Genomic DNA, 19,239 nt, shown 5'->3' with positions numbered 1-19,239 from the left:
GTCTGGCCCATCTTTCCCTTGTCCTGATGCTCGTCTTCAAGGGCGACGCATTGCGCCTCATGCGCGCAGGCCATGGCGGGCGCGCTGCGCGAGCTTAAGGCGGCCTAAAGCAAGGCGGCCGGCGTCGGAGGGACGCCCGCGTCGATGATCTTAAAAAGCGCGCGGCGTGCCATCGCAGCACTGTCCGAATCCGGCACGATGACCGTGACCGCTGGCGTCGGAGTCGCACGACCAGTACGCCCGGATCCACCACCTGCCCGTTGTCCACGTCGCAAACTTAGCTCACATCGAATTTGGTGACCCCGGAACTATGTCTCGTCGGAGGCAAGGCTATCACTGTGCCGGGGCGCAGTCTCGACGCCCATGGGCGAACCTTGGTATTGATGAAAAAGCAGCGCTGCTCCGGCGCCCAGGGTCAGAATAAAGATCAGCATTATTAGGGCACTGAGGACCCGCTCATGCCGCCCCATTCGTCCGGATTCTAGCCACCGCATTTGGGCGGACGCTCCTGCTCTTGACCCGCCCATTCTTCATTTCTCTGCGTTTGGCAACCGACGCATACAACCACTTCAACCGATTGAATATGCCACCTTTCGTTATTACCCCTCGGAAGTCTTTCGGATTTTGGAAGGAAATGGGAGTGGCCGCGGTAAAAGGATGCGCTCGCCCCCATCATCGCCCTGACAGGGGCGGACGGGAGTCGGACGGTTGGCATCAGATCGTGCGGCCCTCTCTCATTTGAGGGTATCCGACTGCCAGGCTGTTGCTAAAAGCAGACGTCTGTTCTGACGTTGCGATCAGCCAGACGAAAAATCCAGGCGACCTCCCCACAAGGCGCTCGGTTGCCGCCCTCATACACCGCCGATGCACTCGCCGATCTCCGGCCTGATTGCGGTTGCGCGGCATCGTCGAAGCGATAGAAATGCGGCTCCGAGGAGCGAGCGACCGTGTCCCCTGAAGGCCACATCCTGATTGTCGACGATGACGCCGAGATCCGTCGGCTCGCCGGTAAGTTCCTGCGTGAGCACGGGCACAAGGTGACGTCGGCGCAGGATGCCCGCGAAATGCGGGAGGCGATGGCCGCCGGCCCCGTGGACCTCATCATTCTCGACATCATGCTGCCGGGCGTCAGCGGCCTCGATCTGTGCCGGGATCTGCGCCGTAGCTCCAACGTCCCCATCATCATGCTCACCGCGCGCGGGAGCGACGTGGACCGGATCGTCGGGCTGGAGCTGGGCGCCGACGACTACCTCGCGAAGCCGTTCAACCCGCGCGAGCTGCTCGCCCGGATCCACGCCGTCCTGCGGCGGACGCGGCCCTCGGACGCCGTTCCGACCGAGGGTGGTTCGAGCCTGAAGTTCTCCGGCTGGACGCTCGACACCCGCCGGCGGGAACTGACCAATCCAGAAGGCGCGGTGGTGGACCTTTCCACCGGGGAATACGACCTGCTGCTGACCTTCCTCGAGCACCCCCAGCGGGTGCTGAACCGCGATCAGCTGATGGACGCCGCCAAGAACCGCACCGCCACGGGCTTCGATCGTGCCATCGACATCCAGGTGAGCCGGCTGCGCAAGAAGCTCGAGTCCCACGGGAGCCCGGAGATGGTGAAGACGGTGCGCGGCGCGGGCTATTTCTTCGCTCCGGAGGTGGAGCGCTCGTGATCCGCGCCCTCGACAGCCTCGCCATGCGCACCGCCGTGGTCGCGGTGTTAGGCATCGTCGTGGTGCATGTGCTCAGCCTGTGGACCTACGAGCACGCCATGGAGCGCCAGCGCCACGCCGCCCACGCGGTGCGCCTCGCGGACCAACTGGTCTCCCTGCGCCGGTCGCTTGCGGCCGTGGCGCCGGAAAGCCGCGAGGATGTGGCCCACGATCTGTCCGGCGGTGCCATCGACGCGCATTGGAGCCGGGAGGCGATGGCTGCGGCTGGCGCCCGCGCGACCGAAGCCGCCCAGCGCCTCGCCGAGGAAGTTCGCGCCTTGGCGCCGGAGCTGCAGGCCGGCGACGTGCTGGTGAGTGCCTGGGCCGATCCGCATCTCAGCCTTGTGGCGGTGCGCCTGCCGGACGGCAGCTGGCTCAACGCCCGCCTGTTCGCCTCCGCCCCGCAGGCGCCGGGGGCGCATGGATCCCTGCTCTCCACCACGCTCATGGCGGCGGGCGTGCTGCTGCTCTCGCTCGCCATCGCCGCGTGGCTCACCCGCCCGCTCCGGGCCATGGCGCGCACGGTTGCGGCCCTGCCGCCCGCCGCCCCCCTCGTGCGTCTGCCCGAGACCGGCCCCAAGGAAGTTCGCGAGCTGGCCCATGCGTTCAACGGCATGCAGGCGCGCATCGCCGGGCTGGTGGAACGGCGCACGCAGGCCCTGGCCGCCGTCTCCCACGATCTGCGCACGCCCATGACGCGGCTGCGCTTCCGCCTGGAGGATGTGAACGATCCGGCGTTGCGCCACGCCATGGCCGAGGACATCGCGGAAATGGAGCAGATGGTGGATGCCACCCTCTCCTACCTGCGCGGCGAGGCCAGCGACGAGCCGGTGCGGCCGCTCGATCTGGTGGCGCTGGTAGAGACCATCGTGGACGGAGCGCGGGACCGGGGCCTTTGCGCCGATCTCTCCGCTCCGCCGCGCTTCGTGGTGGCGGGACGGCTCGTCAGCCTGAAGCGGATGGTGTCCAACCTCGTCGAGAATGCCCTCACCTATGGCGGCTCCGCCCATGTGACGCTCACGGACGAGGGCGTCGCAGCGTTGCTGGCGGTGCGCGACCACGGCCCCGGCATTCCCGAGGACCAACTGGCCGCCGTGCTAGAGCCGTTTGTCCGGCTCGAGGCCTCGCGCAGCCGCGCGACCGGCGGCGTCGGGCTCGGCCTCACCATCGCGCGCACCGTGGCCGAGGCGCACGGCGGCACGCTGACCCTCGCCAACGCTCCCGATGGCGGCCTCATCGCGACGGTGCGCCTGCCCAAGGCCCAGGCTGAAACAAACTGATACAGAAGCGATACGCGGCGTGACGCGCCGCACGCTATCGCTCACCCGTACCGGCATCACGAGCGGACGGGTTGAGGCATGGGGCGCCATTTCTTGCGGAACGTCATGTTCGGCCTGTGCGGGCTCCTCGCCTGCGCGGCGCTGTCCGGCTCCGCTGCGGCCCACGAAGGCCACGACCATGGGGGGCCACCGCCCCCTCAGGTGACGACGCTCGCCCCCCGTGTCGAGGCCGCCTCCTCCGATTTCGAACTGGTAGCGGTGCTGCGCGACGGCATCCTGACGATCTATCTCGACCGCTTCGCCGACAATGCTCCGGTGGAGGGCGTCACCGTCGAGGTGGACACGCCCCAAGGCTCGCAGCCCGCAAAGTCCTCCGGACCGGGGACCTATGTGTTGCCCGCGCCGTTCGCGACGACGCCGGGCGCGCACGATATCGCCTTCACCGTCACGGCAGGCGACACGGTGGACGTGCTTGCCGGCACCCTGACCATTGGGCCGGCAGTACCTTCATCCGATGCGAGGCCGCCCGCACCGGCGACGCTGGCGCTGATCGGCGGGGCACCGTCCGGCGCGCTCGCGGGCGTTGCGGCGGGCCTCCTCATCGGTTTCCTCGCCGGGGCGCTTGTCGTGTCGCGGCGGCGGGTGGGGGCGCTCCTGGTCCTTGGGGCGGTCGGCCTCGCGCTTGCCGGAGCACGTGACGCCCGGGCGGACGCGCCGAAGCCCGCTCCGCGCGACATGGCACAGCGCCTCCCCGACGGCTCGGTGATCGTGCCCAAACCGACCCAGCGCATTCTCGGCGTGCGAACGCTCGTCACGGCTTCTGGCGCCTTCGCCGGCACGGTGGAATTGCCCGGCCGCGTGGTGCCGGACGCCAATGCGAGCGGCCTCGTGCAGAGCGCGGTGGGCGGCCGCCTCGCGCCACCCGAGGGCGGCTTCAAGCCACTCGGAACCAAGGTCGCTGCGGGCGAAATCCTCGCCTACGTGCATCCGCCCATCGGCGCCTCCGACCTCAAGGACCTGGAGCAGCAGGGCTACGAGCTGGACCAGCAGATCGCTCTCGTGAAGCGCCGCTACGAGCGGCTTTCCGCGATTCCCAACGCCGTCACCCGCCGCGAGGTGGAGGAGGCGGAAATCGAGCTGAACGGCCTCAAGACCCGCCGGACCAAGCTGGAGCGGGTACAGCGCGAGCCGGAAGCCCTCCGCGCGCCGGTCGCCGGAGTCATCGCTGCCGCCGATGCCGTGGCGGGACAGATGGCGGACCCGAACACCGTGGTGTTCCGCATCGTCGATCCCGACCGGCTGTGGGTGGAGGCCCTCGGCTTCTCGCCGGATGCGGGCCGATCGGGCGCCACCGGCCGCCTGCCGAACGGACGCACCGTGGACCTCACCTTTCTGGGGGCGGGACTACCCGAACGCGCGCAGGCGCTCCCCATCCTGTTCTCGGTCGCCTCGGATACCGGGGAGCTGCGCCCAGGCCAGTTCCTGACGGTATTCGCCGAGGCCGGCGCCCCGCGCATTGGCATCGCGATCCCCCGCTCTGCGGTGGTGCGCGGGGCGAACGGCCAATCCATCGTCTATGCGCACGTCAGTGCCGAGCGCTTCGTCTCTCTGGAGGTGAAGACCCAGCCCCTCGATGCCACCCGCGTGCTGGTTCTGGCAGGCCTCGCCCCCGGCCAGCGCGTGGTCACCGACGGCGCCGAGCTCATCGATCAGATCCGCTGAGGCCGGCCGATGTTCACCGTCCTCGTCACCCAATCGCTGCGCAATCGACTGCTGGTGCTGGCGCTGGCTCTCGTGCTGGTGGTCTACGGCGCCTATGCGGTCACGCGGCTGCCGGTGGACGTGCTGCCAGACCTCAACCGCCCCACCGTCACCATCATGACCGAGGCCGAGGGCCTGGCGCCGGCAGAGGTGGAACAGCTCGTCACCTTCCCGCTGGAGACCACGGTGAACGGCCTACCGGGCCTCATCCGCCTGCGCTCGGTGTCCAGCGTGGGCCTTTCCGTCGTCTATGCGGAGTTCGACTTCGGCACGGATATCTTCCGCAATCGCCAGCAGATCGCGGAACGCCTCGCCCTCGTGCGCGACCGGCTTCCCGCGAACGTCGCTCCACAGATGGGGCCCATCAGCTCCATCATGGGGCAGATCCTGATGTTCGCTCTCACCAGCGACACCGCCTCGCCCATGGCGATGCGGGAGGCGGCGGATTTCGTCATCCGCCCGCGCCTTCTCGCCATTCCCGGTGTTGCGCAGGTTATCCCCATGGGCGGCGAGGTGCGGCAGTTCCGCGTCGCGCCGGACCTTGCTGCGATGCGCGCCCATGGCATCACCCTCGATGCCCTGGAAAAGGCGCTCCAGCAATTCGGCACCAATTCGGGCGGCGGCTTCACCGACCAAAACGGGCGTGAGTTCCTGATCCGGAACATCGCGCGCACGCTCGGCCTCGATGACCTGAAAAACCTCGTGCTGCCCCGCCCGGCGGGAGGCAACGTCTTCCTCCACCAGATCGCGCAGGTGGACTATGCCGCGCGGCTGAAGCGCGGCGATGCCGGCTATATGGGGCGCCCGGCAGTGATCCTCTCGGTGGAAAAACAGCCGGAGGCCGACACCCTCGCCTTGACCCGCGCGGTGGAGGAGGCGGTGGCCGATCTCAACCGCACGCTACCCGACGGCATCCGCATCTCCCCGCCCGTGTTCCGGCAGGCCGACTTCATCGCCGCCTCCATCGGCAACGTCGAGAAGGTGCTGATGGAAGCCATGGCGGTGGTTGCGGTGGTGCTGTTCGCCTTCCTTCTCAACTGGCGCACCACCGTGATCTCGCTCACCGCCATCCCGGTGTCGATCCTCGCCACGGCCATCGTGTTCCACGCCTTCGGCCTCTCCATCAACACCATGACGCTGGGCGGCCTCGCCATCGCCATCGGCGAGCTGGTGGACGATGCCGTGGTGGACGTGGAGAACATCTTCCGGCGTTTACGCGAGAATGCCGCCGCCCCGGCGCCCCGCCCCGTGTTCGACGTGGTGGTGGCGGCGAGCCGGGAGGTGCGCTCCGGCATCGTCTACGCGACGCTCATCATCGTGCTGGTGTTCGTGCCCCTTTTTGCGCTGCCTGGCATCGAGGGACGGCTGTTCGCTCCGCTGGGGCAGGCCTACATCGTCTCCATCCTCGCCAGCCTCGCCACCTCCATCACGCTAACGCCGGTGCTCGCCTTCTATCTGCTGCCGGCACTCAGCCGCCATGCGGAGCGAGACGGCGCGCTCGTCCGCATGCTGAAGCGCGGCTACGCAGCCCTCCTCTCCACAGCCTTCCGCCACCAGCGCCTGGTGATGGGCACGACGGCTCTCCTCTTCGTCGCCGCGCTGGGCGCCACCGCCGGCCTGCCGCGCGCCTTCCTGCCGCCGTTCAACGAGGGCTCGCTGACCATCTCCATGTCGTTCCGGCCCGGCCTTTCGCTGGCCGAGAGTCATCGCATGGGGCTCATGGCCGAAAAGATCATCCTTGAGGTGCCGGAGGTGAAGGCGGTGGGCCGACGCACCGGCCGGGCCGAACTGGACGAGCATGCGGAGGGCGTGCACGCCTCGGAGATCGAGGTCGACCTTCAGCCCTCCGTCCGCAGCCGCGCGGAGATCACCGCCGATATCCGCGACCGGCTGTCCGTCCTGCCAGCCTCCTTCAATGTGGGCCAGCCCATCTCCCACCGGCTGGATCACATGCTCTCCGGCGTCAGGGCCGAGATCGCCTTGAAGCTGTTCGGCGACGACCTCGACACCCTGCGCGCCACGGCCGAAACCCTGCGCCAGCGTCTGGCCGCCATTCCCGGCCTCGCGGACCTGCAGGTGGAGCGGCAGGTCCGCGTGCCTGAAGTCACGGTGCAGGTGGATTATGGCCGCGCCGCCCTTTACGGCCTCCAGCCCGCCCAGGCGACGGACGCGCTGGCGCGGCTCTCGAACGGTCGCGTGGTCTCGACCCTCGTAGACGGCAACCGCCGATTCGACCTGATCGTCCGCCTCCCCGACGCAACGCGGAGCGCCGAGGGCCTGGGCCGCCTCCTCATCGAGACCCCCTCCGGCTGGGTTCCCCTCTCGCAGGTGGCCGACGTGAAGGAGACGGACGGGCCGAACCAGATCCTCCGCGAGGGTGGGCGCCGGCGCATCGTGGTGCTGGCCAATACCTCCGGAGGCCGCGACACGGCGGCCATCATCGCCGACATGCGCCGCGTCATCGCCGCGACAGACCTGCCGCCCGGCATCTCTGCAAGTCTTGAGGGCACATTCGCGGCGCAGGAAGACTCCATGCGCACCATCGGCGGCCTCGCCGCGGTGTCGCTGCTGCTGGTCTTCGCCATCCTCTACAGCCGCTATCGTTCTGCGCTGTTCGCGCTCGTCATCATGGGCAGCGTGCCACTGGCACTCATCGGCGCTGTTACGGCGCTGTGGCTCGCCGGGCAGCCGCTCTCGGTGGCCAGCATGATCGGCTTCATCACGCTCACCGGCATCGCCGCGCGCAACGGCATCCTGAAGATCAGCCACATCATCAATCTCGCCATATCCGAGGGCCTGCCCTTCGGCCCGGCCCTCGTCATGCGCGGGAGCCTTGAGCGGCTGACCCCGGTGCTGATGACCGCCACGTCCGCCGGCATCGCCCTGCTGCCGCTCATGAGCGGGGCGGAAGTGCCGGGCAAGGAGATCCTCCACCCCGTCGCGATCACGATTTTCGGCGGCCTCGTCAGCGCCACGCTGCTCGACGCCGTGCTCACCCCCGTCCTCGTCCTCGGCTTCGGCCGCCGCCCGCTGGAGCGGCTGGTGGCCGCGGCCGGCGAGGCTTCTTCCCTTGCCGGCGCCGCCCGCGCGGACGCCTTCTGACGGAGCCTGCCATGATTTTCCGCCGCCTCGTTCCGGCCCTCCTCGCTATCACCCTCTCGGCCACGCCGTTGCTCGCGCACGAGCCCGGCACCGGCGCCAATGGCGGTGTGCGGGTGGATGCCGGCCACTATCACGCCGAGCTGGTGGCCGACGGCACGCCCGCCGTCGCGCTCTATCTCAGCGACGGATCCGACAAGCCCGTTCCGGCCGAGGGCTTCAAGGCGAATGCGATCCTCGTGGTGGAGGGCAAGGCCCAGCGATTTCCCCTGTCTCCTGCTGGAGGCAACCGGCTTGCCGGCACCGCCGCCGTGGCCATTCCCAAGGGGGTGAAGGGCGCCGTCCAGATCACGGCTCCGGATGGCTCCTCCGCCCAGGCCAAATACTGAAAACCCACATGATGCCCGCCTCGCCTCGTCTGCCCGGCGATGCCTCCGAGAGGCCCACCATGACCCGACCAATGCCAATACCCAGCCTCTCCCGCCGCGCCTTCCTCGCGGGCGGTGCCGCCGCGAGCGCGCTCGCCGTTTCCGGCGGGTGGAACCGCGCCTTCGCAGCCCCGCTCCTCACCGTCGAGAGCCTTATCCTCGATGTGAACGGCAAGGCCGCCAAGGTTTTCGCGGTGAAGGGCCCGGCGGGCGAGGGCATCTTCGCCAAAGAGGGCGACCGCCTCACCGGCGCCGTGCTCAACGCCTCCGACACCCCTGCGGTGATGCACTGGCACGGCCAGATCTTCGCCCCGCCGGACCAGGACCGGGCGCGACCCGACGGCGGCGAACTGGCGCCCGGCGGGACGGACCAGGTGGATTTCCCGCTCACCCCCGGCACCCACTGGATGCATTCCCACACCCTGAGCGAGCAGCAGTTGCTCGCCGCTCCCCTCGTCACCCGCGAGGCCGACGCCGGCGACGCGCAGGACGTGGTGGTGATGCTGCACGACTTCTCCTTCCGCAGCCCGCAGGAGATCCTCGCCGGACTCGGCGGGAGCAGCACCCACGGCAGCCACGGCATGGGCGGGACCATGCAGGGCATGCCGGGGATGGCCATGCCGGGAATGAACCATTCCGGGCATGGCATGAGCGGCATGGGCGGCGGGATGATGACCCACGCCAATGATGTGGACTACGACGCCTTCCTCGCCAACCGTCGCACCCTCGGCGATCCCGACGTGGTGCGGGTGGAGAAGGGCGGACGGGTGCGGCTGCGCATCATCAATGGCGGTACCGCCACCGCCTTCTTCATCTCGGCACCGGGCCTCTCGCCGCGCTGCATCGCGGTCGATGGCGTGCCCTGCGCGCCTCTTCTGGCGGAAGCCTTTCCGCTGGCGCAGGGCCAGCGCATAGACTTGATGGTGGAAATACCCGCCGGTGGCGGCGCCTTCCCCGTGCTGGCGCAGGTTGAGGCCTCGCCGCGCCGCACCGGCCTCGTCCTCGCGACCGCCGGCGCGTCCGTCCCGCGCATCCCCGAGGCCGCCGAGCGTCCACAGGGGCTGCTCGACCTCGACTTCGAGGCGCGTCTTTCCGCCGGCAAGCCGCTGCCGCGGCGCAGGGCCGACAAGGTCTTCCCGATCATGCTCGGGGAGGAGGCCGGCTACCGCTGGACCATCAACGGGCGGACCCATGCCGAGGCCGAGCCCTTCGTGGTGAGCCCAGGAGAGCGGGTGGAGATGACCTTCATGAACCCCACCGGCATGAGCCATCCCATGCACCTGCACGGCCATCATTTCCAGGTGGTCGGCATCGGCGGGAGACGCTTCTCCGGGGCGGTGCGCGACACGGTGATGGTGCCCCCGCACATGCCCGTCACCATCGCCTTCGACGCCGGACCGAAGGGCGAATGGTTCCTCCATTGCCACCACCTCTATCACATGGCCACCGGCATGATGGCGGTGCTGAAGGTGGCCTGATCCCGCAGAGGAGAGACCGTCATCCAGTACGATCAGATGATGAGCGGCGGCATGTGGGGAATGTGGCTCTTCGGCCTCCTCATCCTGCCCTTGTCGTGCTCGGCATCGCCGCGCTCATCAAGTATCTCAGGCGCTGAGGCGAAGCACTGCCCGGACAGGATAGGGGCGCCTCGTGAAGCTCGGTATCGTCTTTGCCCTCATCTCGGCTGGACTGTTCGGCGCGAGCACGCCGCTCGCCAAGCTGCTTCTCGGCGCCATCGACCCTTGGATGATGGCCGGCCTGCTCTATCTCGGGGCAGGCGCGGGCCTCGCCGCCATCCACCTGTCCCGGGCCGCGCTCCGGCTGCCGGCGGTGGAGGCGCCACTGCGGCGGACTGATGTATCCTGGCTCGCGCTGGTGATCCTCACAGGCGGCGTCCTCGGCCCGCTGCTGCTCATGTTCGGCCTCGCCCGAACCGATGGCGCGAGCGCATCCCTTCTGCTCAATCTGGAAGGTGTTGCGACCATGGCCATCGCCTGGGTCGCCTTCCGCGAGAATGTGGACAGGCACCTCCTTCTGGGCGCGCTCGCCATCCTCGCCGGCGCGGCGCTGCTGTCATGGCAGGGTCGGGCGACGTTCGACCTCGGCGCCGTACTAATCGCCAGCGCCTGCCTGTGCTGGGGCATCGACAACAACCTCACCCGAAAGCTCTCCTCTGCCGACCCCGTGCAGATCGCTATGCTGAAGGGCCTGATCGCCGGAACCATCAACCTGGTGATCGCGCTCGGCCACGGGGCGGCCTTCCCTTCTGCCGGGGCCGTGGCCGCGCCTGCCGTGGTCGGCTTCTTCGGCTATGGCGTCCGCCTCGTCCTGTTCGTGCTCGCACTGCGCCATCTCGGCACAGCGCGCACCGGCGCCTATTTCTCGCTCGCGCCATCCGTGGGGGCCGTGCGGCGGCCTGAAGGTGATCGTGGTATCCTCGCACGGCGGCATCTTCACCTCGGGCTCGCCTTATGCCGCCTTTGACCATCAGGAAGGCCACCTCACCGCCTTCTTCAGCTTCCTCAGCGTGAAGGATGTGCACTTCGTGCGCGCCGAGGACCTGGCGCTGGGCGGAGAGATGCAGAAGCGCGCCCTGGAAGCGGCGCAGGCGCAAATCCAGACCCTGGCCGCGTGAGCGCCGGAGGCGGAAACATGACCCTGAAGATCTCGCCCCCCATTCCGCTCGGGCGCAGGATTCACACGCCCCTGTTTTCGGTCAGCGGCATTGATCTGCTTGACGTCGCCGGAGCGGCCGGCTGCCGGTCCAGAGATGCGATGGCGTCCGCCAGCGTCACGCAGTGCGCTCCGACATCACAGCCCCCACGATGCGTAGCGAAAAGCAAGCCGCAACGCTTGCTACCGCCCCAGATCGGGCCGCACGTACCGCGTGAGGCGTAGTTGTAGAATGTGCGGACCACAAACCGCATCAGGCGCCACCCGCCGCATCGCAACGGGGCGAGCGCTCCGGGAGCACGATCCTCACCTCGCCGTAGCGCAGCTGGGTGGCGATCTCATCGCCTTCCAGCAGGAAGCGCCCGGCGCCATCGACGGGAGAGACGATGACATAGCCACGCTCCTCGTCTGCAAGGCGGCAGTGCTGAACCTCGCGTCCGTCGAGGTAGATCTTAGCGTTCCGGACCTCCCACGCGTGGAAGTCGGGAGAGGAACTGTCGGCGGAAAGGCGCATGGTCAGCCCAGCCTCGCTCGCACGAGGCAGTCCTTCGCCTCCAGCAGCTTGCGCAGGCCTGCGGACTTCTCGGCGCCGTCCGGCAGCGCCTCGTCCATCTGGCGCGCGAGTTCGCCGATGGGCTTGCTCACCTCCTGCAGGTGGGCCGGCAGGTGCTCGTAGGCGAAGTGCTTCATGATCGGGGATGCCATCGGTCTCTCCTAAAGGTTCGGTGCGGCTCGACCACGCGCTGCCCACCCCGGTTTGGATCCGTGCCTGGTGGTCCGAGCGGCGCGCCGGTAGCGCCCCCGCCCCCCCCTCCCACCGCCGTCATCTCCACACGGGCCAAAGCCTTGTCCGTCGGCCGCACCGAATTCTGATTGCCAGCCGTGCCTCCGCCCGCGTTGTCCCGTGTCTCCTGCCACCCGTAGGGGAGGATTGACCGCTCTCCCGAGCTGCCGGCGCGTCCCTGCTCTCCACGCTGGCGTGAGGAGGTCAAATAGGTTGCCACTGTTCCCGTCGAGCACACCAAACAATGCAAAGGCACGATTCCAAGATGTAATTCGAAATCGGATAAAGCGCACCAAACGTTACAGCAACATTACGACAGTGCTGGCTGCCCGAGGGCGCCGTCCTGCGGTGGGGTAAGGGGCATTCTCCGCATGATTCCGCTTGGCCTGGTGGCGCTCCCCGAGGAATTGTCGCGCTTCTAGCCCTCTGTGGAGGCGCCGTGCGCGCCGGCTTCTCGTTTCGGTCGCGTGCCCGACAGATCGGAAAACAGGCAATGACCTAGCCGGGCCTCCCCCGGCGCTGGAAATGTCGGCGCCCTACGGCACCACGACGGACCTGTTCGAGTCCAACATCGCCCGCACAGTCGCCAAGAAGGCGCTGCCTGTGTCGGAGCCACCGAGCCCGCCGACCCAGAATTCCTGCTCGCAGCCGGTTTCGTCTGGCTGTGCCGCTGTATCCGGTGCCAGTTATCCGCCGCGCTTGTCAGCGCTAAAGTCGCGCTGAGCGTTTCGCTCGCTTCCAGTCGATCGGAGCTCTGGCAGTTCCGGGCGCAGGGCCCGCTCAGCCATCAGGGAATGGAAAGGTTCGCGAGGAGGCAAGCTGCGGATCCAGGTGATCGAATGAGAACCATGGGGCCAGACGCGCGAGCAGCCATTGCATCAGGCGATTCCGATGGCGGAAGCGAATGGTTGAGGGGACCAGCCGGCTGCCGAAGCGCAGCTTGGAGGCGTAGGCGGTCTGCCCGGTCTGCAGCTCACCTATGGCACGCTCCAGGCAGAACCGCACGTTCGCCATCCAGCTGACTGCATAGACGTTGTGGTTGCGCGCCAGCGGGTAGCGCATACCCAGGAACTTGTCGATCACGCGGTCGGGTTCAACGAGCAGCAGGTTGAAGGCCGCGAGCGTATCGCCGACGAAGTAGAGGACAAAGACGGCCCGTTCCCCTAGCGCCTCGGCGACGGCCGCGAAATAGCCCGGCGGCAGGACTTCAAGTTCGCCGTAATCGAGGCCGCTACGGTCACGCGTCGCTTCGTAAAGGGCTTCGATCTGCCCCTCCAGCCCGACGACGCCGACGCGGTGCTCGATGCGCACCGCCCCGGCCTTCGCGAGCTTGCGGCGGATGTCCTTGCGCGTTGCCCCGGAGAGCGAGGCAAGGTAGCCCTCTGCATCGGCGAAGGGCAGGTCCAGCGTCGCGACCGGTAGGCTGCCGAGACTCGCGAAACCAGCACACCGGAGCATTGGCGCCAGCTCAGCATCCTCCCGAGGGGCGAGATCCTTGAATGCGACGAGATGCGCGGCACGTGCCCGCGCCTCGTCCTCCAGAGCAGTCAGTAGGACCTGCATCGCCTCGGCGCGGGCCGCCGCATCGAGGCGCGCGGCGAAGCCGAGGTGGCAGCGCTCCGCATAGGGTGAGCCGACGCACAGCACCCGGAGCGCCGCGAGGCCGGGCACCAGCCGGAAGGCCGCTTCCGCCCACCGCCGCGCACGCCCCTGCAACGGCGTATCCAACCGGTAGGTGAAGAGAAAGACCGGTGCCACGGCGACGACGCCGACCGAATCCGTGACGACCACCGCCCCGCAGCGCAAGCCGACACCGGAGGCGGCGGCCGCGCCGTCGCAGGCGCTGAAATAGGCATGGCATTCCGCCTCGCCCGGCAGGCAGGCGTCCCAGTCCGCCGCTTCGATCTCGGCGATGCTACCGACAACCCGCCCCGCGACCATCTTCATTGCGCGGCGACCACGCGCGCACGGCCGGGCCGCGCGGAGCCGCCCGCGGCCGCGAGGCGGTCCGCGAGGTCGAGCGTGCGGTCCACCACGATACCGCGCTGCTGGTCGATGGTGACGAGGTGATAGCAATCGTCGAGGATCACCGCGTCGACGAGGCCGCCGAGGCGATGCTGGATCTCGAAGGCATTGGAAAGCCCGGCGATATCGTCCTCGCGCGCATGCACGAGCAACGCCGGGCAGGTGACGGCGGGCATCCGCGCGCGCGTCGCCGCGACAAGCTGCCAGAGCTGCTGGAGCGCCCGCGCGGGCGTGCCCTCCAGTCCGGCCAAAGCAGCGTCGCCAGAGGCCATCGCCTCCATGATCGTCTGGCGGGTGCGCCTGTGCTTAATGCCGTAGGGCTCGCGCTCGGAAAAGCTGTAGCGGCGGCCCAGCGGCGTGTTGATCAGCCATTTCAGCAGGAAGGCGTAGCGTGGGATCGACCATCCGTCGTAGCGCAGGGTCGGCGCGTAGAGCGCGAGGCCATCCACCTGGGTCGGCCGTTCGGCGGCGACATGGATGGCGAGCACCGCGCCCATGGAGAGCCCGCCGACGATCACCCGGTCGCATTCGGCATGGAGCGAGGCCAGCGCATCGAGCGCGCTCTGTGCCCAGTCGCGCCAGCCGGTGGCGAGCAGGTCTCCCTCGCTGCCGCAATGGCCGACGAGCTGCGGGCAATGCACCGTGTGACCGGCCATGTTGAGCGCCCGCGCTATCAGCTTCAGCTCCACCGGCGTGCCCCCGAGGCCATGGAGCAGTAGGAAGCCGGTTCGCCCGCCGGCCAGCCTTATGCCGTGGTCGGTGCCGGCGAACCCGGGCGCGGGGCCGGCCTGTTTCCGCAACAGGTGCGCGTTCCGCGAACTCATGACAGCACCCGGTCAAAGAGGTCCATGAGTTCGGCATTCACCCGCGCATTGACGGCGAGGTCGGCGGCGTTGGGGCGCTCCAGCGGCGGATGGTCGAACCTTGCGAGGGCCGCGCGGAACGGGTCGGAGAAGCGCGACTCCGACCAGTCGCCGCAGACATCTACGCCGGCGATCCATCGCGTGCCGGAGAGGCGCTCGACGGCCGCCAGCAGATGGCCGAGGGGCAGGGCCCCCTGGTCCCAGTTGGTCAACGCCTCGCCGCGCGCGAGCACGTCCTTGTCGATGGTGATCCACACAGCACGGGTCGGAATTTCCTCGATGAGTTCGTCTAGGAAATCAGTCCAGCTTTCCTCGGCGAGATTGCGCCAGTGCAGATGGTCGCCCTCCTGCCGGTAACACCGGGTGTGGCCGTAGCGGCCCCAGACGCGCGACGGGGGATGCCGCCAGGGATAGAGCGCGATGCGCCCATCCCTCACCGCAGCCAGGTTCGCGAGCTGCAATTCCGGCCGCACCAGATCGCCGCTGCACGGGCCGATGGTGACCACTTTGTACACATGCCGGAGGCTTAGCGCCCGGTTGACCCAGGCGCCGCAATTGTGTGTGTCGGGGAACCGCACCCAGTCGGGGTGATTGTCGAAATGGACGATGGTTACAGGCTCGTCGAGCGCCGCCACCAGCCCAGTCGTGAGGTGGTGAAAGTCGCCCGAGCCGTAGAAGGTGACGGTCGCGCCCGCCATGCCCTGCGCCGGTGGCAGCCGGGCGGCGAGGCGGCGCAGCGCCCTGCGGCTCGCGACGATGCGCAGGCGGCCGGCGAGGTCGACGGCATCGATGCGGGTGGCCGTCCCCGCATCTATGCGCCGGCGCAGCGGCTCCTGCGCGGGCAGGCTGCCGTCCAGATCGATCACATGAAATCGAGCCATGGCCCCGCGCCTTTTCAAGCCGCCGCGACGCGGGCGAGCAACTGGTCGAGCAGTGCGATGGCGAGATCGATCTCGGCATAGCTCATGGTCAGCGCCGGCGCGAGGGTGATGACGTTCTTGTGGTAGCCGCCGATGTCAAGCACCAGCCCATAGCGGCGGCCGGCGACCTCGAGATCGGCCTTCATTCCCTCGTCGCACATGAGGTCCACGAGGCGCTTGGCCGGCGTATAGCTGTCGTGCGCCTCGCATATCTCCATGCGCAGCGCCATGCCGAGCCCATCCACGTCGCCGACGATCCTGTGGCGACGCTGCAAGTCCCTGAGACCCTCCAGGAAATACGCGCCCTTGGCCATGACCATGGGCTCGTACTGTTCCTCGGCCATCATCTTCATGGCCTCCAGCGCGACGGCGGTGCCGAGCGGATTGGCGTTGAAGGTGGAATGGGTGGAACCGGCCGGGAAGACAGTGGGGTTGATGAGCGCCTCCTTCGCCCAGACGCCGGACAGCGGATTGAGGCCGTTGGTGACCGCCTTGCCGAACACGATCACGTCCGGCTGCACGCCGAAATGCTCGATCGACCAGAGTCTTCCCGTCCGGTAGAAGCCCATCTGGATCTCGTCGACGACCAGCAGGATGCCGTGGTCATCGAGCACTTTCTTCAGTCCCTGGAAGAAGTTTGGCGGGGGAATGACGTATCCGCCCGTGCCCTGCAATGGCTCCACATAGAAGGCCGCGTATTCCGCCTGGCCGAGCTTGGGGTCCCAGACGCCGTTATACTCGCTCTCGAACAGTCGGGCGAACTGTGCGACGCAATGTTCGCCATACTCCTCCTTGCTCATCCCCTTCGGCCCGCGGAAATGGTAGGGAAAGGGGATGAATTGCGCGCGCTCGCCGAAATGGCCGAAGCGCCGGCGATAACGATAGGACGAGGTGATCGCGGACGCCCCGAGCGTGCGGCCGTGATAGCCGCCCTCGAAGGCGAACATCAGGCTCTTTCCGTTGCTGGCGTTGCGCACGATCTTGAGGGAATCCTCCACCGCCTGGGCACCGCCGACATTGAAATGCACCCTCCCCTTGGCCCCGAACTTGGCCTCGGCATCCTTCGCGATCATCGCCGCCAACTCGATCTTCTCGCGATGGAGATACTGGCTGGCGACCTGCGGTAGCGTGTCGATCTGGCGCTTCAGCGCAGCGTTGAGGCGTGGGTTGGCATAGCCGAAATTAACGGCCGAGTACCACATCTGCAGGTCGAGGAAGCGGTTTCCCGCCGCATCCAGCATGAAGGAACCTTCGCAGCCCGAGAAGATCTTCGGGAACTGCGTGTAATGCACCGTGTCGCCATGGGAGCAATACTCGGCTTCAAGGGCCAGGAGGCGTGCCTCCTCGGCGGCGAGGCCGGCGCGCGTCGCCGCGCTGGCGCCGGTCGAGCGGTCGTGCTGGAGAACGACGTTATCCATTGATCTTGTCCTCGCGTTGACGGGATGCGGCCGGCAGAGTCGCGCCGGCCAGAACGGCTTCGAGATGCGCGCTTGCGTCGGCGAAATCCGCGATGGGGTGATGGGGGATGCCCGCCTGCACGCAGTGTGCGACGAGGCTGGCCTTGGCGAAGACGAGGTCGGCTTCGCCCGCGATGCAGAAGTCCGAGCGCCCGTCGCCCACAAGCAGGTTCAGTGGCCGCGCCAGCTGCGCGGCGACGCGGCACTTGCAGGTGCCGCTGGCGCAGGCCCCGCCGGTCGCCGCATGCGGCGACAGCAGCCGCCAGCGGTCGCCGCCCCTCCACCGCAGCTCGTTGGCGACCACCGGGATAGGGCCGAGGCCGGCGCGCGCCATGACCGTGCGGATCGTCCTGTCGAGGCCGTCGGAAACGATGGTGAGGGGAATGGCGTGGCGCCGGCAAAGGCGGGCGAAGTCCGGGAAGCCGGGATCGATCTCCAGTGTGGCGGCGAAGGTGTCGAGCGCGTCGGGCGAAACGCGCAACAGATCGACCTGTCGGGCCATGCAGGCGCGCGAGCCGATCAGGCCGGCGTGCCATTCGGCCTCGATCTCCTCCCAGCCCGGCGCAGCGAAGCGTTCCAGGACGCGGTCGGTGGTGTCCTCCCGGGAGATCGTGCCATCGAAATCGACGATGGCCTGCCAGAGGGACGGCGGCGAGGATGGCGCAGGGGGCAAGGCGGACCTCACAGGGGCGCGAGCGGGAGCGCCTCGACGATCAGCGCGGCATTGACGCCGCCGAACGCGAAGCTGTTGCTGAGGCCGATCGCACCGGCGATGAGCTGGTTCTGGTCGCTGATGGCCAGCGGATATTCGGCCTGCGCCGCCTCGAAACCGAGGGTGCCCGGCGCGGTGCGGGACTGGAGAGCGAGGATCGTCGCGGCAAGCTCGATGGCGCCGGAGGCTCCCAGGGTGTGGCCATGGACCGGCTTGGTCGCGGAGAGTGGAATGCGCGACGCATCGGCGCCCAATACAGCCTGAAGGGCCTCGGCCTCGGCGGCGTCGTTCAGCCGTGTGCCGGTGCCGTGGGCGTTCACATGGCTGATCTCGTGCGGCGCGAGCCCGGCATCGTCCAGGGCGGCGCGGATGGCCGCCGCCGCGCCGCTGGCATCCGGGCGCACCAGATCACCCGCGTCGGAAGTCGTGCCGTAGCCGCGCAGGCGGGCGACGACCGGCGCGCCCCGGTGCGCCGCCGCCGCATCACTTTCCAGCACGAACACGGCCGCGCCCTCACCCAGCGCCATGCCGTCGCGATCCGTGCAGAAAGGCCGGCAGCGGGTCGAGGTCAAGACGCGCATCGCCTGCCAGCTCTCAAGGGCCGACGGCGTGAGCGAGGCCTCGGTTCCCCCCGCGAGTACGCGATCGGCAAGGCCCGCTCTGATGAAGCTCATGCCGAGCCCGATGGCCTGCGCGCCTGAGGCGCAAGCGCTTGATATGGCGAGGACGGTTCCGCGGCAGCCCCAGCGGCGGCTGAGCAGCGCGGGGGCCGCATGGGCCATCAGCCTGGGAATGGTGAGGGGATCGGGCCGGCGCTTCTCCACATAGAGCCCGTGGTGGCTGTCGTCGATGGAGGTTGCACCACCGATGCCGGTTCCCAGCAGCACCGAGGTCCGGTCCCCAGCCAGATCCTCCGTGTCGAGCCCGGCCGCCGCAACCGCTTCCTCCGCTGCCAGAAAGGCCAGCACGCTGAAGCGGTCATAGGCGCGCCGGTCGCCGGCCGTCTCCGCCGCGTTGCCGGGAAGATCGACGATCTGCGCGGCCCGGAAGGCACGGCGCCCGAAGGCCCGCGGCAGCACGACCGCGCCGATGGCGCTGCGCCCTTCGAACAGCGCGCGGGCGAAGGCGCGCCGGTCGGATCCTGCGGCCGACACGACACCGAACCCGGTGATCGCGACACTGCTCATGACTGCAGCGCAGGCGTCGCGCGCTTGACCGAATCCGCTAGCAAAGCCACGAGCTCGCCGAGATTGCGCGCCTCGCCCCAGCGCAGCCCGCTTCCGATCTCGATGTCGAAGGCCTGCTCGATGGCGTTGATCACCATGACCGCCTCGATCGAGTCGAAATCCAGCTCGTCGAGGGTAGCGGCGGGCTTCATCGCGGTGCGGTCCAGCATGCCTTCCTTTGCGATCAGGTCCACGAGGCGCGCGACCAGCTCGGGCTCGACGGAAGAAGGCCAGGCGTCAGAGGGCCGAGCGTCGTCGGGCAGATTGGCTGACAAAGGGGATCTCCGATCCGATTGCTTCTGACGAGATCG

16 protein-coding genes and 1 pseudogene are annotated in these 19,239 nt (G+C 68.4%); 8 read left to right on the top strand and 9 right to left on the bottom strand.

All coding sequences use genetic code 11. The features are described from left to right. The first annotated feature begins 947 nt into the window (after window positions 1-947). From FHT36_RS14370 to FHT36_RS24890, 8 genes and pseudogenes are all read left to right on the top strand, one after another. Window positions 948-1,661 (top strand): response regulator, encoded by a 714-nt coding sequence (locus tag FHT36_RS14370; RefSeq protein WP_169123169.1) that lies wholly within the window; start codon window positions 948-950, stop codon window positions 1,659-1,661. After that, on the top strand, window positions 1,658-2,980 hold the full coding sequence (locus FHT36_RS24895) for an ATP-binding protein (protein ID WP_169123168.1): 1,323 nt from the start codon (window positions 1,658-1,660) through the stop codon (window positions 2,978-2,980). The genes FHT36_RS14370 and FHT36_RS24895 overlap by 4 nt, the downstream gene beginning before the upstream one ends. Window positions 2,981-3,058: 78 nt before the next feature. Then, on the top strand, window positions 3,059-4,702 hold the full coding sequence (locus FHT36_RS14360; RefSeq protein ID WP_169123167.1) for an efflux RND transporter periplasmic adaptor subunit: 1,644 nt from the start codon (window positions 3,059-3,061) through the stop codon (window positions 4,700-4,702). Window positions 4,703-4,711: 9 nt separating this feature from the next. Beyond that, window positions 4,712-7,843, top strand: coding sequence for an efflux RND transporter permease subunit (locus FHT36_RS14355; protein ID WP_169123166.1), 3,132 nt, complete (start codon window positions 4,712-4,714; stop codon window positions 7,841-7,843). Window positions 7,844-7,854: 11 nt separating this feature from the next. Beyond that, entirely contained in the window at window positions 7,855-8,229 is a 375-nt protein-coding gene (locus FHT36_RS14350) for a hypothetical protein (protein WP_169123165.1), read from the top strand. 71 nt (window positions 8,230-8,300) lie between these two features. Then, window positions 8,301-9,746 carry a multicopper oxidase family protein gene (locus FHT36_RS14345; RefSeq protein ID WP_169123164.1) on the top strand — a complete coding sequence of 482 codons (1,446 nt, stop codon included), beginning with the start codon at window positions 8,301-8,303 and terminating at the stop codon, window positions 9,744-9,746. A 172-nt stretch (window positions 9,747-9,918) separates the two neighbouring features. After that, window positions 9,919-10,677, top strand: a pseudogene (locus FHT36_RS14340) (DMT family transporter); the annotation flags it as partial. A 19-nt stretch (window positions 10,678-10,696) separates the two neighbouring features. After that, entirely contained in the window at window positions 10,697-10,903 is a 207-nt protein-coding gene (locus FHT36_RS24890) for an NAD(P)H-dependent oxidoreductase (protein ID WP_169123162.1), read from the top strand. Window positions 10,904-11,194: 291 nt separating this feature from the next. Here FHT36_RS24890 and FHT36_RS14330 read toward each other — a convergent pair whose 3' ends face one another. The 9 genes from FHT36_RS14330 to FHT36_RS14290 form a co-directional block, all read right to left on the bottom strand. After that, the gene (locus tag FHT36_RS14330) at window positions 11,195-11,455 is read right to left on the bottom strand and encodes a hypothetical protein (protein WP_169123161.1); all 261 of its coding nucleotides are present in this window, start codon (window positions 11,453-11,455) and stop codon (window positions 11,195-11,197) included. 2 nt (window positions 11,456-11,457) lie between these two features. Next, window positions 11,458-11,646, bottom strand: a complete 189-nt coding sequence (locus FHT36_RS14325) for a hypothetical protein (RefSeq protein WP_169123160.1) — start codon at window positions 11,644-11,646, stop codon at window positions 11,458-11,460. 859 nt (window positions 11,647-12,505) lie between these two features. Then, a complete protein-coding gene (locus FHT36_RS14320; RefSeq protein ID WP_169123159.1) occupies window positions 12,506-13,672 on the bottom strand; it encodes a GNAT family N-acetyltransferase in 1,167 nt (388 codons plus the stop codon). Beyond that, on the bottom strand, window positions 13,669-14,574 hold the full coding sequence (locus FHT36_RS14315) for a carboxylesterase (protein WP_169123158.1): 906 nt from the start codon (window positions 14,572-14,574) through the stop codon (window positions 13,669-13,671). The genes FHT36_RS14320 and FHT36_RS14315 overlap by 4 nt, the downstream gene beginning before the upstream one ends. Further along, the gene (locus FHT36_RS14310; protein ID WP_169123157.1) at window positions 14,571-15,494 is read right to left on the bottom strand and encodes an arginase family protein; all 924 of its coding nucleotides are present in this window, start codon (window positions 15,492-15,494) and stop codon (window positions 14,571-14,573) included. Before FHT36_RS14310 ends, FHT36_RS14315 begins: the two co-directional genes overlap by 4 nt. A gap of 14 nt (window positions 15,495-15,508) precedes the next feature. Beyond that, window positions 15,509-16,951 (bottom strand): aspartate aminotransferase family protein, encoded by a 1,443-nt coding sequence (locus tag FHT36_RS14305; RefSeq protein WP_169123156.1) that lies wholly within the window; start codon window positions 16,949-16,951, stop codon window positions 15,509-15,511. Beyond that, the gene (locus tag FHT36_RS14300; RefSeq protein WP_210257750.1) at window positions 16,944-17,663 is read right to left on the bottom strand and encodes an MtnX-like HAD-IB family phosphatase; all 720 of its coding nucleotides are present in this window, start codon (window positions 17,661-17,663) and stop codon (window positions 16,944-16,946) included. The genes FHT36_RS14305 and FHT36_RS14300 overlap by 8 nt, the downstream gene beginning before the upstream one ends. Window positions 17,664-17,671: 8 nt before the next feature. Then, window positions 17,672-18,889, bottom strand: coding sequence for a beta-ketoacyl synthase (locus tag FHT36_RS14295; RefSeq protein ID WP_169123155.1), 1,218 nt, complete (start codon window positions 18,887-18,889; stop codon window positions 17,672-17,674). Next, window positions 18,886-19,203, bottom strand: coding sequence for an acyl carrier protein (locus FHT36_RS14290; RefSeq protein ID WP_169123154.1), 318 nt, complete (start codon window positions 19,201-19,203; stop codon window positions 18,886-18,888). The genes FHT36_RS14295 and FHT36_RS14290 overlap by 4 nt, the downstream gene beginning before the upstream one ends. Window positions 19,204-19,239: the final 36 nt, after the last annotated feature.

The sequence above is a fragment of the Xanthobacter sp. SG618 genome, assembly GCF_012932745.1.
GTDB lineage: Bacteria > Pseudomonadota > Alphaproteobacteria > Rhizobiales > Xanthobacteraceae > Xanthobacter > Xanthobacter flavus.
Note: the sequence above shows the minus strand (reverse complement) of the source record. Positions and strands in the feature narration are given on the sequence as shown.

Coding starts and splice junctions, on each gene's coding strand:
- FHT36_RS14360 (WP_169123167.1), top strand. CDS start 3,059: ATGGGGCGCCATTTCTTGCGGAACGTCATGTTCGGCCTGTGCGGGCTC.
- FHT36_RS14355 (WP_169123166.1), top strand. CDS start 4,712: ATGTTCACCGTCCTCGTCACCCAATCGCTGCGCAATCGACTGCTGGTG.
- FHT36_RS14350 (WP_169123165.1), top strand. CDS start 7,855: ATGATTTTCCGCCGCCTCGTTCCGGCCCTCCTCGCTATCACCCTCTCG.
- FHT36_RS14345 (WP_169123164.1), top strand. CDS start 8,301: ATGCCAATACCCAGCCTCTCCCGCCGCGCCTTCCTCGCGGGCGGTGCC.
- FHT36_RS14330 (WP_169123161.1), bottom strand. CDS start 11,455: ATGCGCCTTTCCGCCGACAGTTCCTCTCCCGACTTCCACGCGTGGGAG.
- FHT36_RS14325 (WP_169123160.1), bottom strand. CDS start 11,646: ATGGCATCCCCGATCATGAAGCACTTCGCCTACGAGCACCTGCCGGCC.
- FHT36_RS14320 (WP_169123159.1), bottom strand. CDS start 13,672: ATGAAGATGGTCGCGGGGCGGGTTGTCGGTAGCATCGCCGAGATCGAA.
- FHT36_RS14315 (WP_169123158.1), bottom strand. CDS start 14,574: ATGAGTTCGCGGAACGCGCACCTGTTGCGGAAACAGGCCGGCCCCGCG.
- FHT36_RS14310 (WP_169123157.1), bottom strand. CDS start 15,494: ATGGCTCGATTTCATGTGATCGATCTGGACGGCAGCCTGCCCGCGCAG.
- FHT36_RS14305 (WP_169123156.1), bottom strand. CDS start 16,951: ATGGATAACGTCGTTCTCCAGCACGACCGCTCGACCGGCGCCAGCGCG.
- FHT36_RS14295 (WP_169123155.1), bottom strand. CDS start 18,889: ATGAGCAGTGTCGCGATCACCGGGTTCGGTGTCGTGTCGGCCGCAGGA.